Origin of the sequence: Rhodococcus sp. 06-156-4, assembly GCF_002259345.1 — a bacterium.
Classification (GTDB): domain Bacteria; phylum Actinomycetota; class Actinomycetes; order Mycobacteriales; family Mycobacteriaceae; genus Rhodococcoides; species Rhodococcoides fascians_E.
The window spans coordinates 187,590-203,592 of the sequence record NZ_NPGB01000003.1 but is presented as its reverse complement, the minus strand read 5'-3'; the positions used below and the strand labels follow the sequence as shown (position 1 = coordinate 203,592).

Annotated in this window: 19 protein-coding genes; 17 read left to right on the top strand and 2 right to left on the bottom strand. The window is 63.7% G+C overall.

What is annotated here, in order from left to right; genetic code table 11:
* Window positions 1-18 precede the first annotated feature (18 nt).
* The 6 genes from CH290_RS01165 to CH290_RS01140 are packed head-to-tail and all read left to right on the top strand — an operon-like array spanning window position 19 to window position 7,242.
* A complete protein-coding gene (locus tag CH290_RS01165; protein WP_033189184.1) occupies window positions 19-393 on the top strand; it encodes a nuclear transport factor 2 family protein in 375 nt (124 codons plus the stop codon).
* Entirely contained in the window at window positions 393-770 is a 378-nt protein-coding gene (locus CH290_RS01160) for a hypothetical protein (RefSeq protein ID WP_033189185.1), read from the top strand. The genes CH290_RS01165 and CH290_RS01160 overlap by 1 nt, the downstream gene beginning before the upstream one ends.
* A 38-nt stretch (window positions 771-808) precedes the next feature.
* Complete coding sequence (locus CH290_RS01155) at window positions 809-2,020, top strand: acetyl-CoA C-acetyltransferase (protein WP_033189186.1); 1,212 nt, start codon at window positions 809-811, stop codon at window positions 2,018-2,020.
* A gap of 9 nt (window positions 2,021-2,029) precedes the next feature.
* On the top strand, window positions 2,030-4,216 hold the full coding sequence (locus CH290_RS01150; RefSeq protein WP_033189187.1) for a 3-hydroxyacyl-CoA dehydrogenase NAD-binding domain-containing protein: 2,187 nt from the start codon (window positions 2,030-2,032) through the stop codon (window positions 4,214-4,216).
* Window positions 4,217-4,222: 6 nt separating this feature from the next.
* A complete protein-coding gene (locus CH290_RS01145; RefSeq protein WP_033189188.1) occupies window positions 4,223-6,154 on the top strand; it encodes an oxidoreductase in 1,932 nt (643 codons plus the stop codon).
* Between the two features lie 50 nt (window positions 6,155-6,204).
* Window positions 6,205-7,242: an ABC transporter substrate-binding protein gene (locus CH290_RS01140; protein ID WP_080748711.1), complete on the top strand. Its 1,038-nt coding sequence runs from the start codon at window positions 6,205-6,207 to the stop codon at window positions 7,240-7,242.
* Window positions 7,243-7,373: 131 nt separating this feature from the next.
* On the opposite strand, the gene CH290_RS01135 is transcribed toward CH290_RS01140, so the two are convergent.
* On the bottom strand, window positions 7,374-7,697 hold the full coding sequence (locus CH290_RS01135; RefSeq protein WP_230620969.1) for a hypothetical protein: 324 nt from the start codon (window positions 7,695-7,697) through the stop codon (window positions 7,374-7,376).
* Between the two features lie 218 nt (window positions 7,698-7,915).
* Between CH290_RS01135 and CH290_RS01130 the strand changes: the two genes are divergently transcribed.
* The 6 genes from CH290_RS01130 to CH290_RS01110 all read left to right on the top strand — a co-directional run bounded on the left by CH290_RS01130 (window position 7,916) and on the right by CH290_RS01110 (window position 11,037).
* Complete coding sequence (locus CH290_RS01130) at window positions 7,916-8,362, top strand: Hsp20/alpha crystallin family protein (RefSeq protein ID WP_026347557.1); 447 nt, start codon at window positions 7,916-7,918, stop codon at window positions 8,360-8,362.
* Window positions 8,359-8,496, top strand: a complete 138-nt coding sequence (locus CH290_RS30110; protein ID WP_019663789.1) for a hypothetical protein — start codon at window positions 8,359-8,361, stop codon at window positions 8,494-8,496. Before CH290_RS01130 ends, CH290_RS30110 begins: the two co-directional genes overlap by 4 nt.
* Window positions 8,497-8,715: 219 nt before the next feature.
* Window positions 8,716-9,504 (top strand): ANTAR domain-containing response regulator, encoded by a 789-nt coding sequence (locus tag CH290_RS01125; protein ID WP_249277798.1) that lies wholly within the window; start codon window positions 8,716-8,718, stop codon window positions 9,502-9,504.
* Window positions 9,505-9,710: 206 nt separating this feature from the next.
* On the top strand, window positions 9,711-10,112 hold the full coding sequence (locus CH290_RS01120) for an STAS domain-containing protein (RefSeq protein WP_230620970.1): 402 nt from the start codon (window positions 9,711-9,713) through the stop codon (window positions 10,110-10,112).
* A gap of 98 nt (window positions 10,113-10,210) precedes the next feature.
* The gene (locus CH290_RS01115; RefSeq protein ID WP_033189191.1) at window positions 10,211-10,621 is read left to right on the top strand and encodes an STAS domain-containing protein; all 411 of its coding nucleotides are present in this window, start codon (window positions 10,211-10,213) and stop codon (window positions 10,619-10,621) included.
* Window positions 10,621-11,037, top strand: coding sequence for an ATP-binding protein (locus CH290_RS01110; protein WP_033189192.1), 417 nt, complete (start codon window positions 10,621-10,623; stop codon window positions 11,035-11,037). Before CH290_RS01115 ends, CH290_RS01110 begins: the two co-directional genes overlap by 1 nt.
* 70 nt (window positions 11,038-11,107) lie before the next feature.
* On the opposite strand, the gene CH290_RS01105 is transcribed toward CH290_RS01110, so the two are convergent.
* Entirely contained in the window at window positions 11,108-11,671 is a 564-nt protein-coding gene (locus tag CH290_RS01105; RefSeq protein WP_033189193.1) for a TetR/AcrR family transcriptional regulator, read from the bottom strand.
* Between the two features lie 136 nt (window positions 11,672-11,807).
* Between CH290_RS01105 and CH290_RS01100 the strand changes: the two genes are divergently transcribed.
* From CH290_RS01100 to CH290_RS01080, 5 genes are read left to right on the top strand one after another with little or no spacing between them, the layout of a single operon-like run.
* Window positions 11,808-13,055 carry an NADH:flavin oxidoreductase/NADH oxidase family protein gene (locus tag CH290_RS01100; RefSeq protein ID WP_033189528.1) on the top strand — a complete coding sequence of 416 codons (1,248 nt, stop codon included), beginning with the start codon at window positions 11,808-11,810 and terminating at the stop codon, window positions 13,053-13,055.
* Entirely contained in the window at window positions 13,052-13,891 is an 840-nt protein-coding gene (locus tag CH290_RS01095) for an SDR family NAD(P)-dependent oxidoreductase (protein ID WP_230620971.1), read from the top strand. Before CH290_RS01100 ends, CH290_RS01095 begins: the two co-directional genes overlap by 4 nt.
* A 52-nt stretch (window positions 13,892-13,943) precedes the next feature.
* On the top strand, window positions 13,944-14,795 hold the full coding sequence (locus CH290_RS01090) for an alpha/beta fold hydrolase (protein WP_019663781.1): 852 nt from the start codon (window positions 13,944-13,946) through the stop codon (window positions 14,793-14,795).
* 25 nt (window positions 14,796-14,820) lie between these two features.
* Complete coding sequence (locus CH290_RS01085; RefSeq protein ID WP_230620972.1) at window positions 14,821-15,228, top strand: DUF4345 domain-containing protein; 408 nt, start codon at window positions 14,821-14,823, stop codon at window positions 15,226-15,228.
* On the top strand, window positions 15,225-15,959 hold the full coding sequence (locus tag CH290_RS01080; protein WP_249277797.1) for a hypothetical protein: 735 nt from the start codon (window positions 15,225-15,227) through the stop codon (window positions 15,957-15,959). The genes CH290_RS01085 and CH290_RS01080 overlap by 4 nt, the downstream gene beginning before the upstream one ends.
* The last annotated feature ends 44 nt before the right edge of the window (window positions 15,960-16,003 follow it).

Genomic DNA, 16,003 nt, shown 5'->3' with positions numbered 1-16,003 from the left:
TTGAACTAAGTTCACTTCATGAAGCTGACGATTCTCGATTACTACGCGACGCTCGACTCCGGTCGCCTCGACGACGCGGTCGCGATGCTCGCCGAAGACGTCGAATTCGCCATGGTGTTGCCGACGGGCGTCAACAAGAAGTCAGGCCGCGCAGCCATGCTCGACTATTTGCGCGGACGCCCGCCGGTGGACAGAAAACACAGAATTCTGCGTTCGGCAGCCGATACCGGCGTCCAATTCGCGTACGGCGCGGTGACCGACGGTGGCCGGGTCACTGGCCACTTCGTCGGCGTCGTGCACGTCGGCCCCGACGGCCTGATCGACCGCTACCAGGTTTCGTTCGACGCAGAGTTCGCGCTTCTCCCAACCGATTCGACCCAGGAAGACAATTGATGGACACGACGACACCTTCGACACCGACTCTCGCACGGTGGTTCGAATACATGGATTCGGACGACCCGGATCGAGTGCTGGGCATGATCACCGCAGACTTCCGCATGTCCGTGCAATTCTCCAAGGGCGGCGGCGCGTCCGCCGAATTCGTCGGTGACCGAGAGGGCTTGATCGGGTACCTGGCGCAGCGCGAGAAGAGCACGTTGATCCACGTCATCGACAGGGGCGTGAGCGTCGACGGGGTGGAACTCGTGCTCGGGCGCACCACCCGCGGCGGCACCTTCGAAGCATCGTTCAATGCGAGTGCACGGATCGCCGACGACGGCAAGGTCCAGCGACTACTGATCGCCCGAACCCCGGAAATCTCCTTCGACTGATCACCCGCTGCGGCATCGGTCGCGCGAAAGGACACCTTGTGACAGAGCACGTTTTGGTCTTCGAGGCCATCCGTACCCCTCGGGGCAAACAACGACGCGGTGCTCTGCACGGTGTCAAACCGGTCGATCTCGTCGCCGGCCTGATACGCGAACTGCGCGTCCGGTTCCCGGAGATGAACCCCGCCGACATCGACGACGTCGTGTTGGGCGTCGTATCCCCGGTCGGTGAGCAGGGCGCCGTGATTTCGCGCGCAGCCGCACTGGTCGCCGGCCTCCCGGAGTCGGTGCCGGGGACCCAGATCAACCGTTTCTGCGCGTCGGGTCTGGAAGCAGTCAATCTTGCGGCGCAGAAGGTGGCATCGGGCTGGGACGATCTGGTCGTTGCCGGTGGTGTGGAATCGATGTCACGGGTGCCCATGGGAAGCGACGGCGGAGCCCTGTTCGCGGACCCTACGACCACCTACGATCTGCACGTCGTTCCTCAGGGTATCGGTGCAGATCTGATCGCGACCGTCGAAGGTTTCACTCGCGAGGACGTCGATCGATATGCAGCCGAATCGCAGGCACGAGCGGAAGCCGCATGGAGTGCAGGATATTTCGCAAAATCGGTTGTCCCGGTCAAGGACATCAACGGTGTGATTCTGCTCGATCACGACGAGCACCGTCGCCCCGGTAGTACTGCGGAGAGTCTCGGTCGGTTGAAGCCGGCGTTCGAGGCGATGGCCGCGGCGACCGGATTCGACGACGTCGCGCTGCAGAAATACACCGACATCGGGCGGATCGACCACGTACACACGGGCGGGAACTCGTCGGGCATCGTCGACGGTGCCGCCGTCGTGCTCGTCGGAAGCGCCGCGGCGGGCGAGAGGGCAGGACTGGTTCCACGCGCGCGGATCGTCGCGACGGCGCAGGTGGGGAGCGAGCCGACGATCATGCTGACCGGTCCGACACCAGCGACCGAAAAGGTGCTGAAGAAGGCGGGTCTGACCGTCGCCGATATCGACGTGTTCGAACTCAACGAAGCGTTCGCGTCCGTGGTGCTCAAGTGGATGAAAGACCTGGACATCCCGCACGAGAAGACCAACGCCAACGGGGGCGCGATCGCTATGGGGCATCCATTGGGCGCAACCGGTGCGATGCTCGTCGGCACCGTGCTGGACGAGCTCGAACGAACTGGCGGACGCTACGGATTGATGACGCTGTGCATCGGCGGCGGCATGGGCGTCGCCACCATTATCGAGCGAGTCTGAGGAATGACTATGGCGGACAACATGATCGAGTGGACACAGGACTCCGACGGCATCGTGGTTCTCACCATGGACGACCCGAACAAGGGCGCCAACACGATGAACGATCTCTACATCGCGTCGATGGAAGCGACCGTCGACAGGCTGGAAGCGGAGAAGGATTCGATCACCGGCGTCGTACTGACCTCGGCAAAGAAGTCCTTCTTCGCAGGCGGTGACCTCGAGGACATGACTGCGGGCCACTCGGGGAAGAGCAAGGTCGAGGTCGCTGAAGCGTTGACGCGTCGGATCGACGGCATCAAGGATGTGTTGCGTCGATTGGAGACGCTGGGCAAGCCGGTGGTGTCGGCGATTGCCGGCGCGGCGTTGGGCGGGGGTTTCGAGATCGCATTGCACACGCACCGTCGCATTGCCGTCGATGCACGCCCGGTGCAGGTCGGACTGCCGGAAGTCACCCTCGGGCTCCTGCCCGGTGGCGGTGGGATCACCCGGACGGTCCGCTTGATGGGTCTGTATGCCGCACTCCCCGAGGTGCTGTTGAAAGGCTCACGTAAGTCGGCCGCGGACGCTCTGAAGCTCGGATTGATCGACGAGACAGTCGATTCCGCTGCAGATCTGATCCCAGCTGCGAAAGCGTGGATCGCGAGTGAACCCGACGCGACCCAGCCCTGGGACCGGAAGGGGTACACGATTCCGGGTGGAGCTCCGACCGACCCGACCGTTGCGCAGAACCTGCTCGTGCTGACGAGCATGCTACGGACGCAGACCAAGGGGTCGCCCGCACCGGCACCTCGTGCTGTCGTCGCTGCAGCTGTCGAAGGCGCGTACGTCGATGTCGACACCGCCGATCGAATCGAGACGCGTTACTTCGTGTCTCTGGTGACCGACCGGGTGGCGCAGAACATGATCGGCGCGTTCTTCTTCGATCGCGAAGCCATCGACCGAGGTCGATCCCGGCCGGACGGCTATCCGACGTTCGCGGCGACGAAGGTCGGAGTGGTCGGTGCGGGCATGATGGGTTCGGCCATCGCCTACGTGTGCGCGAAGTCCGGCATCGACGTGGTCTTGAAAGACGTCGACATCGCGATGGCCGAGCGCGGCAAGGGTTATGCGGAGAAACTCGAGGGCAAGGCGCTCGCGCGCGGAACGACCACGGCAGCGCAATCCGAGAAGTTGCTGGCTCGAATCACTCCTACCGCCGACGCGGCCGACTTCACGGGTGTGGACATGGTCGTCGAGGCGGCATTCGAGTCGGTGGAGGTGAAACACTCGGTCTTCCAGGACATCGAGGACGTCGTCGAACCCGACGCGGTGCTCGGTACCAACACCTCGCAACTGCCCATCGGGGTACTCGCCGACGGCGTCCAGCGCGGCGAGGACTTCATCGGAATCCACTTCTTCTCACCGGTCGACAAGATGCCTCTCGTGGAGATCGTGCGCGGGGCGAGGACGTCGGATGCCACCTTGGCCAAGGTCATCGATTTCGTGCGGCAAATCCGTAAGACGCCGATCGTGGTGAACGACAGCCGAGGATTCTTCACCTCCCGAGTGATCGGAGCTTTCCTCGACGAGGCGATGGCTGCGGTGGGCGAAGGAATCAACCCGACATTCGTCGAGCAGGCAGGTGCGCAGGCAGGGTATCCCGCACCGCCATTGCAGCTGATGGACGAGCTGACGCTGACGCTGTCCCAGAAAATCCGCAAGGAGAACGAGCGAGTACTGATCGAGTCCGGGAAGCCGGTACCGCAGCATGGTTCGAACGCAGTCATGGACACGATGGTCGAGAAGCTCTCGAGGCCAGGACGCTCGGGTGGTGGCGGCTTCTACTCCTACGACGAAGCGGGCAAACGGACCGGGATCTGGCCAGGGGTGCGTGACGCGTTCTCGTCCGGAGCGACGGAGATCTCCATGGCCGACATGCAGGAGCGAATGCTCTTCGCCGAGGCGATCGAAGCGGTCAAATGCTTCGACGAGGGCGTTCTGACGTCGGTACCGGATGCCAACATCGGGTCGTTGCTCGGTATCGGATTCCCGGCATGGACGGGCGGTGTCATCAGGTACATCGAGCAGTACGACGGTGGTATCGCAGGATTCGTCGATCGTGCGCGTGAGTTGGCCACACGGTACGGCCCTCATTTCGAGCCGCCGAAGTCCTTGGCGGACTCGGCGAGCGCTGGGGCGAAGACGTTCGGGGTCTGAGCCGGCATGAGCGTCGACTTCCCACACCTCTTCTCGCCGATCCGGATCGGCGAGATCACATCGAAGAACCGGCTGGTCGCGTTGCCTGCCGGCACTTCGATGGCGGTCGACGGTGTACCGACGCACGGGGATGCAGACCACTTCGAGCGCCTGGCCGCGGGAGGAGTGGGAATGATCATCGGGGGCGCGACCGTCGTCCATTCCACCACTACGTTGCGATCGAGAAAGCTGATCGAGGCGTACCGGGACGAGATCGTTCCTGCCACCGCGGCCAAAGTGGCAGTCGTTCATCGTCATGGGGCGAAATTCGTCGGCCAACTGTGTCATCTCGGCCGCGAGTTCATCGGGGGTGAGTCGGACGCCCCGCCGTCGGCGCCGTCGGCGATCAAGACGGTGCGCGACGCCTATCCACCACATGAATTGACGGTCGCGGAGATCGAGGACATCGTCGAGGGCTGGCGGATCTCGACTCGAAATCTTGTCCTTGCCGGTGTCGACGGTGTCGAACTTCATGCGGCGCACGGATATCTGCCCGCTCAGTTCATGTCACCGCTGACCAATCGGCGATCGGACAGCTTCGGGGGATCGTTCGACGCTCGAATGCGCTTCACTCGCCTGGTGATCGACGCGATGCAGTCGGAGCTTCCCGCTGGAGCCGTCCTCGGGGTCAGGCTGAGCGGTGAAGAAGAGATCCCCGGTGGAATGGGCATCGAAGACTGCGTGCGTATAGCGGAGGACCTCGCCGCGCTGGGCATCGATTATTTCAGCATCACGCACGGCACACGCGGCAAGTATGTGAAGGACTCGACCGGTGAAGACGCCGTTGCGATCCCGTCGGCCTCGCGGGTGCGAGCAGCTACCGGGAAACCGACACTCGTCGGCCAGCGAATACGAGACGCGGGTACGGCCGAACACGCCATCAAGTCCGGGCATGCGGACATGGTAGGCATGGCCAGGGCGCTGATAGCGGACCCCGAACTCCCGAACAAGTCGCGAACAGGACGACTCGACGAGGTTCGCGGATGTCTCGGGATCAATCAGGATTGCAGGGCATTCGACCCACATCTGCACTGTGCCGTCAACGCTGAGGTGGGGCGTGGGCGACACGTCGCGGTCGGCCGACGTGCCGCCAGGGCCAAGGAGGTCTTCGTGATCGGCGGAGGTCCGGCCGGTATGGAAACTGCTCGAATCGCGGCAGGCAGAGGGCACCGAGTGACGGTCTTCGAAAAGGACAGTGTTCTCGGAGGGTCCGTGCGTGTGGCTGCGTCGGCTCCTCGTCGTGCGACGTTGATCGACATCGTCGATTATCTCGAACGGGAACTGCGGAGATCGAAGGTCGAGGTGAACCTCTCGGCCAGAATAGACTTCGACGACCTCGCCGACCTTCGTTCCGCAGCCGATCACGTCGTGGTCGCTGTCGGCTCAGGTCCGGCGGAGCTGCCCCCGACCCTCCGAACTCGATCTGCCTACACGGTCGACGACGTTCTGCTGGGCAGGATTGCCGACACCGCAGGCAGAGTCGTCGTGTACGACGACGGCGACGGATTCTGGCCGGCCTACAGTGCATGCGAGGCACTGACGCAGCGGGGATGGGACGTCACGTTGGCTACCTCGCTGACGTCGCTCGCCTCGCGAGTTCCCGCGGAGAGTGCAGGTCCGTTACTTGCCCGACTAGGCGATGGTGGAGTCGATTTCAAGATCGCTCACACTCTCGTGATACCCGACGACGCGGCCTCTCCCGTGATACTGCGTCCGCTCTTCGGAACCGGTGACGTGGCTTGCGAGGACGTTGCTGTCGTGTGGCACGGACCCCGTGTCGCCGTGTCGTCATGGGGCCTCGAACGCAGCGAGACCGTCAGCATCATCGGCGACTGCATCACGCCGCGACGGATCGGACATGCGATCGCCGAGGGCTATCGCACGGGCGCCGAGCTGTAGGCGTGTCGAACATACAACGGGGGCGTTGCCCCGGACGAAGGGCAGGATCGATGAAAAGCTCGACACGAGTTGTGTTGTCGGCAGCACTGGTGTGCCTCGCGGTCGTGGGGACATCCTGCGGCAAGACGGAGGCATCCGGACCGGTGGACGGTAGTTGGGACGATATCGTCGCTGCGGCCAACGAGGAGGGCAGTGTCCACCTGTATTCGACGCAACACCCCGAGAACTTGGAGGCGTTGAAAGTTGCCTTCCACGAGCAGTACCCACACATCCAGCTCGAGTTCACCCGCGGGTCCGACGTCGAGCTGAATCCGCGCGTCGAGACCGAGAACCGAACAGGTCGAGGAACTGCCGACGTGCACATGTCGTCCGACCCCGCGTGGATCTCTGCAGCCGCGGAATCGGGTGACTTCTCGACGGCTTTCCGGGGGCCTGCGTTCGACGATCCCGCTTACGAGCGGGACCGAAGTGTGCTGGGAGACCGGTTGTTTCTGACGAGCGCAGCCGTGTTCACGCTGGGCTGGAACTCGGATGCGTTGCCGGCGGGCCTACAGTCACCGGAGGACATTCTCGACCCGGCTCTGACCGGACGCATCGGAGTGACCAATCCGTCCGGTTTTGCAGCCGTTGTCGATCAGTATCAGTTCTTCGACAAGAACTGGGCAGGCGGTGACTTCGACGCTCGCTTGGCCGCGCTCGAACCGAGAATCTATCCGGGCGCTCTGGCTGTCGCACAGGCTCTCACGTCCGGTGAGATCGTGGCCTCACCGATGGTGCAGCCGCTCGTCCGTGAAATCGAAGCCGGGGCGCCGGTCGGTTGGGCCTTGCCCGACCCCGCGTGGGGAACACCCTGGTACTCGCACGTCTTGTCGGCGGCACCTCATCCGAACGCAGCCCAGGTGCTCGCAGATTTCATGGTCTCGAAGGCAGGTCAGGTCGCCCTGTCGAAGGGGTATGCGAGCGCTCTTCCCGATGTTCCAGGCGCGGTGGCCCGGGCACAGGACATCCCGATGCCGGACACAGCAGCTCTGACGCCGGACGCACTTGCTGCCTTTCAACAGCAGTGGGAGCAGAAGTTCGTCCGGTGACGACGGTCGGAGGTGCGTCGGCCCCGGTGTAGGTGACCCCAGTGCACGGTATCGATGCGGATCTGCGGGATTCCGCTGATTGTCGGTAGTTGTGTGCTCTGGGGTCAGTAGTACATTCGGCGGGCCGATGGCTACCAGAGAACCATTGTCAGGAATCCGATTCCCAGGATGATGCCGAGGGCGCCGGCGCCGTAGGCGAGGGCAGCGTCGGTGCGTGATGCGGGAGGTCCCGAGAGGATCGGGCTGCGGTCGGCCCAGAGCGCGGCGCCGAGAGCGAGGATGCCGAGCGCGACTCCGAAGCCTGGGGTCCAGAAGCACACGATGGACAGTGCGCCGATCATCAGCGCTGAGTCGGTGTTCTCGCGGCGGTCGAATGCTCGTCGGTTCCACCACCGCCGATCCTCTGGTCCGCCGGCGGTTCGCTCGGGATTGTTCCTGTCGGCCGTCAGCGTCATTGCGTGTGCTCCTTCGTGTGTCGCGTGCTGCCCGATGCGGTTCTCGCGCAGCATCATCGGCCGTCCTCGTGAGACGGTGCCTGCCTCGAAAATTTTTCGAAGAATTGTGCACAACCATCTTGGCACTCGGATGGTGAGAGTGCTAATTTCTGTATCGCACAGTCAAGAGCAGCCCGCTACAGGGGCGGGTGCATCTGGAGTTGATGGAGGTGGTTGCTGTGCTTCGCTTCGATCCGTTCCGTGACCTCGATTCCATTACCTCGGCCATGCTGGGGACGTCGAGCGGTTCCGATCGTGCGCCACGGTTCATGCCGATGGACCTGTACAAACTCGACGATCACTACGTTCTGTCGGCGGATCTTCCCGGGGTGGATCCGGGTTCGATCGATGTCGATGTCGACCGCGGAACCCTCACGCTGACAGCACATCGCACTGCACCCGATACCGATGGGGTGCAGTGGATTTCCTCGGAACGTTTCGCCGGCACGTATCGTCGCCAGCTCGCGCTGGGTGACGGCGTCGACTCCGAGCGTATTTCCGCGTCCTACGACAACGGGGTCCTGTCGGTGACGATCCCGCTGGCCGAGCGCGCCAAACCGCGGAAGGTCCAGATCAGTGCCGGTACCTCCGACGGTCGACGGTCGATCGAGACGCAGTCGAAATGAGCGATCCGGTCATGTGGCCCGAGGGCCCGTACGAGTGTGCGCCGGCAGATTTCGTCGAGCAGCGTATCGAAGTCCCGTTCGAGGACGATGCGTATCCACCGACCGCTCGCTTCGAGGTTGTCGGGGCGGCGTAGACCAAGCGGAAGTGCCTGTGTGGGGGTGGCGCGGGGCGCTGCCGGTTTCTTGACAGCGCCCCGCGCCGCGGTACGTCCGTGTAGCGGGGTACCGGCAGCTCGGATGCCACGACTGCCGCGTACCCAAACCTGGCCCCCCTGCGGTAAGTCGAGCATCGGCGGCGCATTCGATTCCGGTTCCGGATGATCGTGTGGTCGAATCTGTTGGTGAAGGATTCTGTGGTCACTGATGCCAGCACGGCGGAGGGCGAGAGCCTCGCTGCCGCCGACGACGCAACCCGCGCGGCTGCCGCTCGCTTCGGGGCGGTGGTCGCTTCGATCGGTGACTCCATTCGCGACGACGACCATGTCCTCGAAACCCTCGACCGGCTCGTCGCAGCAGCATGCGAGCACATCGGGGACGTCGACCACGCCAGTGTCACCATCGACGTCGACGGCCGAAGCTTCACTGCGTGCTCGACCGACGACTCGACGATGGCTATCGACCTCGAGCAGTACGACCTCGATTCCGGGCCGTGCCTGACCGCTGCTCGCACGCCGGAAACAGTGGTCGCGGACTGCGACGTGATCGACCAGCGATGGCCGAACTTCGGGCCGACCGCCCGCGCTGCAGGTGTGCATTCGATTGTCGCCGAACCCATCTCGTCGGCGCAGGTGACGTTCGGTGCCGTCAACCTCTACAGCCGCACCGCGCATGCTTTCGACGATATCGATCGATCCCTGCTGGCGGCATTGACCGCCGCGATCGGATCCGCCGTCGGCGACTTCGCGCGGATCGGCGCCGCCCAGGACACCGTGGACGGCCTGCGTACCGCTATGGAACATCGGGCCCCGATAGAGCAGGCGAAAGGGATCCTGATGGCTCTGCATCGCATCGGACCCGACCAGGCTTTCGACATCCTGTCCACTCGGTCTCAGAACACCAATCGCCGTCTTCGTTCGATCGCCGTCGAATTCGTCGCCGCCGTCAGCGAGGTCAGTACAACGGTGACCGATACTCCGACGTGACCGACGCGCTCCGTCTCGGCCGGCGAGCTACCGCGACCGATCCCCGAAGAGCCGTTATCGCGATGTTATTTCCTGGTTATCAATTCGAGATAGATCGGTCGAGTCTTCGATATCGAACACTGGAAAACTAATTGCACAGTCAACGAGGTGACGCAGGAGTGACGGTCACGAGTCCGTCACGGCGCGAGCACCCGGGAGAGGACACGATGACCACCGCCATGCCCGACTCCTCCTTCTCGTGGACCGATACGAACGCGCCGCCGAGCGTGGTTGCCGATGCGGCGGCCCGGTACGACATCGATGTGGAAGCCGTATCCGCCGACCGCAGGGTGGTGCGACTGGCGGGGGAGTTCGAGATGGAGTCCCGTACCGACATTGCCGCCGTCCTCGACCGAGCGATACGCACCGGATCGAAGGTCGATGTCGATCTCTCGGCTGTGACGTTTCTGTACTCGGGTGCGGCGAGGTCGATCATCGACGCCGTCGATGCCTCGGAAGCATTCGAGCAGCAGATGCAGGTGGTCGGCGCGAACCGCGTCGCGTGCAGAATCTTCACCGCTCTCGGCGCCGAACATCTTCTCCGAGAGAACTCCGATCGACATGCCTGACGACACGAGGGTTCGCGATGGGGGCCAGGGCGCGTAGGCGCGTGAGGGTGTCGAGGGTTGGCCGCATGGACGACGGGTACTGAGATGGTCATGATGCTGTGGACATCGCCGAAGAATGTGCACTCGTGGTGACCGACGACGCGGATCCGTCACCGTTTCGCGCTGTACTCACCTCGACGGGACGTACTCGGGTGCTGACTGTGGACGGCGAACTGGACATGTCTGTCGTGCCGGATCTGGCCACAGCCGCATTTGCCGCTGCTGCCGAGGCCGAGGGTGGTCTGGTCGTCGACCTCACCGACGCTGCTTTCCTGTCCTCCAGCGCCATCACGACCCTCGTCAAGACATCCGAGCATCTGCCGCAAGGGGCGGTGATGGCGCTGGTTGCGACGCGGCCGGTCGTGCTGCGTCCGATCGAGCTCAGCGGGATAGATCGCTTCATGCAGGCCTTCCCTGATCTCGCTTCCGCGATCGCGCACGTGAGCGGCCAGGACAGCGACGCGACCTGATGACCGAACGCAACGCCGATCACCGCGCCGTCGACCCCGCTCGGTGGACACACCATGGCCACGCCGACCCGTCGTCTGCGACGATGCTGCGTCGACGCGTACGACGTTGGGCTGCATCGTTCGACGTCACCGAGGACCTCGTCGACGCCATCGAGCTCGCCACCTACGAAGCCCTCGCCAACGTCGTCGAGCACGCGTACACCACCTCGGACAAACCCGGAATCATGACGCTGACCGCCGTCCGCGAGGCTTCGACCATCACGATCACCGTCGCCGACGCCGGGATCTGGAAACCTCCTGATCCCACGCCCCACCGCCGACACGGACTCGATCTGGCCGCAGCCGTCAGCGATCACCTCGCTCTCGACCACTCCGCAGTGGGAACCGTCGTATCGATGACGTGGGCGCTCGACTGAACGACCTTCACCGGGCGTGAGACCATGGATAGCTCGTCGTAGGGCGGAATGTGTCTGGACGCGTCGCCTGTCAATCCAGGAAGTTCCGAGCATTCACCAGGCCGGCAGCGAGCACAGCGTCGGACGCCGCGGGGTCGGCGATCGCCCGTGACAGTTGAACTGTCGCGATGAGGGTCGTGATGAGCCCGATCGCCCTCGTGTACGCGTCGGGCGCATGGATGCGGGAGGCCAGAAGATCGATGATCTCTTCGACTCCCGTCGTGTACGACTCGCGCACAACAGGTTTCGATCGAGCGATTTCTGTGAGCAGTGCCGAGGACGGGCATCCGGCCTCGGGGTGATCACGATGGCGGGGTGACAGGTAGTCGGCGATGAAGGCGTCGAGCGACGCTCTGTCGTCGGGGAGTGCCTCGATGGTGTCGTGCTGGAGCCGCAGTTGGTCGGCGATGGTCGTGGCGACGAGGTCGTCTTTCGATGCGAAGTGGGCGTAGAAGGCTCCGTTCGTGAGCCCGGCGTCCTTCATCAAGGTGCTGACACCTGATCCGTCGATCCCGCTGCTCTTGAGTCGACGTCCTGCGCTGTCGATGATGCGTGTCCGCGTCTGTTCCTTCTGGGCGCCGTCGTAGCGGGTCATCGTCGGTCCTTCGTTCTGATCTGGTCGCAGCTCTTGCCTCGATTCAATCTATCTCATAGTCTTATGATCGTCATATTATGATCGTCATATTATGATCGCCATTCAATATTCGCTCGTCGAACAGAAAGGAACCTCGATGTCTTCACTTCGAGACTCGTTGACACTGCCGTGCGGCCTGGTGCTACCAGGCCGCATCGTCAAAGCGTCGATGAGCGAGGCGCTGGGCGGAGCGTCGAACGCTCCGAACGAACGGCTCGAGCGTCTGTATCGAACGTGGGCGGACGGCGGCTACGGGCTGCTCGTCACCGGCAATGTGATGGTCGATCGTTCGCAACTCGGCGAGGTGGGAAACGTGGTGATCGAGGACGAACGGGACCTTCCCGCCTTGTCGTCCTGGGCCAAGGCGACCAAGGATGCGGGTGTCCCTATTTTCGTGCAGCTCAATCATCCAGGTAGGCAGGCAAACCCGCTGTCGATCGGGCACACGCCGGTAGCCCCCAGCGCGATCGCTCTGAACGTGCCCGGTGCCGCGACGCCGCGTGCCCTGACGTCCGATGAAGTCGAGGACATCGTCGAGCGCTTTGCCGCGGCTGCACAGGTCTGTGAGACCGCGGGATTCGACGGAGTGCAGATTCAGGCCGCCCACGGCTATCTCGTCACCCAATTCCTCTCACCCCTGACGAACACGCGTACCGACGAGTGGGGTGGTGACCCGGTCCGGCGACGCCGGTTCCTGCTCGACATCGTCCGTACCATCCGCTCTCGGGTGTCTCCGGGATTCGCGGTGTCGGTCAAGCTCAACTCGGCCGACTTCCAGCGCGGAGGGTTCACCGAGGCCGAGTCGCGGGACGTGGTGGAAGCGCTGTCCACCGAGGGAATCGATCTCCTCGAGATCAGCGGTGGAAACTACGAATCCCCCGCGATGAGCGGTACGGCCGCGGCGAGTACCCGAGCGCGGGAAGCCTATTTCCTCGAGTACGCCCGGACCGTTCGAGGTGTGGCCGGTGACGTTCCGCTGGCCGTCACGGGAGGGTTCCGCACCGAGACCGGGATGTCCGAGGCCATCGAAAGCGGCGATTGCGATGCGGTGGGGATTGCACGCCCCACCGTTCTCGATGCCGGCGCTGCCCGTTCCGTACTGGCCGGCCGGACGCGAACCCTCACCACTCGCACCATCACACTTCCGCTGCGCGCTGCGGTCGCGAAGATCACCGACCCTGCCGCCATCGAGAGTGTTCTGACAATCGGATGGCACACCGATCAATTGCACCGAATGGGGGCCGGGCTTGCACCCGACCCGGCCAGAGGGCGACTGCGCACCACGGTTGCGATGATCCGACGCAACGGGCGCATCACCTTGAACCCGAGACGCGGCACACGGTGAGGCGCGCTTCGTACGACATGGCAGGCAAGGTCGTCGTCATCACCGGCGGTTCCAGCGGAATCGGTGCGGCCACGGCAGCCGAGGTGACTCGACGAGGTGCCACCGTTGCCGTTCTCGACATCGATCCGTCCACCCCCGAAACCGTGGCCGCGCGGCACCCGTCATCCGCGATCGGCGTCGTCGCGAACGTGACAGACCGCGCAGATCTCGATCGAGCGATGGGGGAAGTGGTCGACCGCCTCGGACGCATCGACGTCGTGATGGCCAACGCAGGCGTTCTTGCGCGCACGAGCACGTTGCGCAACACCCCTCCCACGGCGATCGATACGGTGTTCGCGGTCAACGTGATCGGTGTGATCAACACCGTCCAAGCCGCGTTGCCTCACGTGATCGACCGTCGCGGTCAGGTGGTCCTGGTCAGTTCGGTGTTCGCGTTCCTCAACGGGATGGCGACGATTCCGTATGCCATGAGCAAAGCGGCAATCGAACAGCTCGGACGCGGACTTCGAGTCGAACTCGCCATGCACGGGGTCGGCGTGACCACGGCCTATTTCTCGCTCATCGACACCCCCATGATCCAGAACGGTCTCGACAACGATCGCACCGCCGGGGACGTCATGAAGGTTCTTCCGCGACCGCTTCTGAAGCGGCTGCAACCGCAGTCTGCCGCACGCGCGGTCGTCGACGGGATCGAAGGCCGCGCGACACGGGTGGTACGCCCCGCGCGGTGGATTCCACTGTCCGCGGCTCGCGGCTTCATCAACCCGGTACTCGACACCCACCTGACCAAGAGCGCCGGCCTTCGGACCCTACTGACCGAGCTCGACAATCGCTGATCGGTCACGTACGCAACGTCATCGACCTACGAGAAAGAGAAGAGGATTAACAATGTCCACGCTCGAACCGCCACAGTTGTGGCGAGACGTACCGACCAAGTTCATCGGGATCGACGGGGTGCCCTTCGCTTACCGCGAACTGGGCCCGACAGGTGGTGTCCCGGTTGTCTTCCTCCACCATTTCACCGCGGTCCTCGACGACTGGGACCCACGTGTCATCGACGGTGTCGCACAGGGGCACCACGTGATCGCCTTCGACAATCGAGGGGTGGGATCCACCGGTGGATCGGTGCCTACTCGTCTGGAGCAGATGGGTGCCGACGCCGTTGCGTTCATCCGCGCCCTCGGTCACGACGAAGTCGACGTGTTCGGATTCTCGTTGGGCGGAGCAGTAGCGCAGATGGTGGCGCTGCAAGCTCCCGATCTCGTCCGCAAGTTGGTTCTGACGGGCACGGGACCTCGGGGCGGCGGTGGGATCGACAAGATGGCGCGCATCGTAGGACTGGCGTACCTGAAAGCTGCCTTGGCACGGCAGGATCCGCGGCACTTTCTGTTCTTTCCGCGTACGGCTGAAGGCAAGAGAGCTGCGAAGGATTACTTCGCGCGACTTGCCGAACGGAGAGGGGACCGCGACCGGGCGATCTCCGTGCAGGCGCGAGTGGCGCAGCTGCGGGCGATCGTGGGCGGCGGAAAGGCGAAAGCCGATGACCTGTCGATGATCACCAATCCTGCGTTCGTCGCGAACGGCGATCACGACATCATGGTGGCCAGCGAGCATTCCGTCGATCTCGCACGCCGGTTGCCGAACTCGCAGGTCACCATCTACCCCGACTCCGGACACGGTGGGATCTTCCAGTACCACCGAGAATTCGTCCCAGCCCTCGTGTCGTTCCTCGACAATTGATTCCGCTCACAGGAAGGGAGATGCCATGACGAGTATCGAGTACGAACGCAGTCGCACCCGAATGCAGTGGTCGCTGGGTATCCTGGCGCTTGCTCCGACGATCAGCGGTGGGCAGCAGGTTGTCCTCGGAGTAGCCGGTACACCGGGTGACTCTCAGGTGGTCTCGTCCACGGTCGACGGAGAATTGCGTTACGCCAACGTCTTCAAGATGGTGAGCGGACCGATCATCCTCTCGCAGCTCCATGACGTGGAGGACTCGCCGATTCTGACTGCAACGCTGGCGACTGTGTTCGTCGGTGGACTCGCACGTCTGCTGTCGTGGCGTCGGGTGGGCCGGCCGCACCCCAGCGCCTTGGTGGCGATCGCCCTCGAATTGGGCGCGGTGCCTGCCGCTCTCTACTGGCGGCGGCGTCTCGCTTCGAGCAGGGCGTGACACGGGCCATGGACTTCATCACCATCGATGTCTACGACCACCCTCCGGGTGGGGCGTTGCGGTGGGGTCGCGCAACGAAGGCGGCGCTCCGAAACGGCATCCCCGGACTACGGTCGGCAACGGTCAATCACTCCAATCACGCCACACACGAGCTGATTCCGAAAATGATCCCGGGTGGCCGAGCTCTGATTGCAGCCTGGGATTCGGATCGGGCCGCCAGAAATGCGTTCCGAGGTCCGCTGCGGCCGGTCCTGGAGGACGATCGTCGATTCAGTCTCGACGGTGAGATCGTGCGGGTGCGATTACAGGAATCGCATCACACGTGGCACGGCTGGGTTCCATCCGACGAAGGGGCAGGTTCAGTCGCGAAGTCCGACCCCCTCGTAGTGGTGGTCCACGGCGTTCTGAAGCCCCGGCACCTCGCACGTTTCGTAGCGAACAACGTCCACGCAGCCTCTCGGGCGGCGCATCACCCCGGACATCGAGGCAGCGTCGACATCTCGTCGAATCTCCCGTTCGAACACACCTCGGTGAGCTTGTGGGAATCACTGGGCGCCGCAATCGATTACGCGTATCCGCCAGGCGGGCACGCCAGTGCGATGAAGTACGCACAGCAGCAGGACACTCACCGTGCGGGTGTTTTCCTGCGCATCAGGCCCACCGCGAGCACCGGCTCGCTGGGTCTCGAGTCGCCGGCATTCCCCAATTTACCGCCGGCTGTCCGCGACTGAGCCCTGTCGCCGACGGAAGTAGATCCCGACCGGGAGGATGCGGG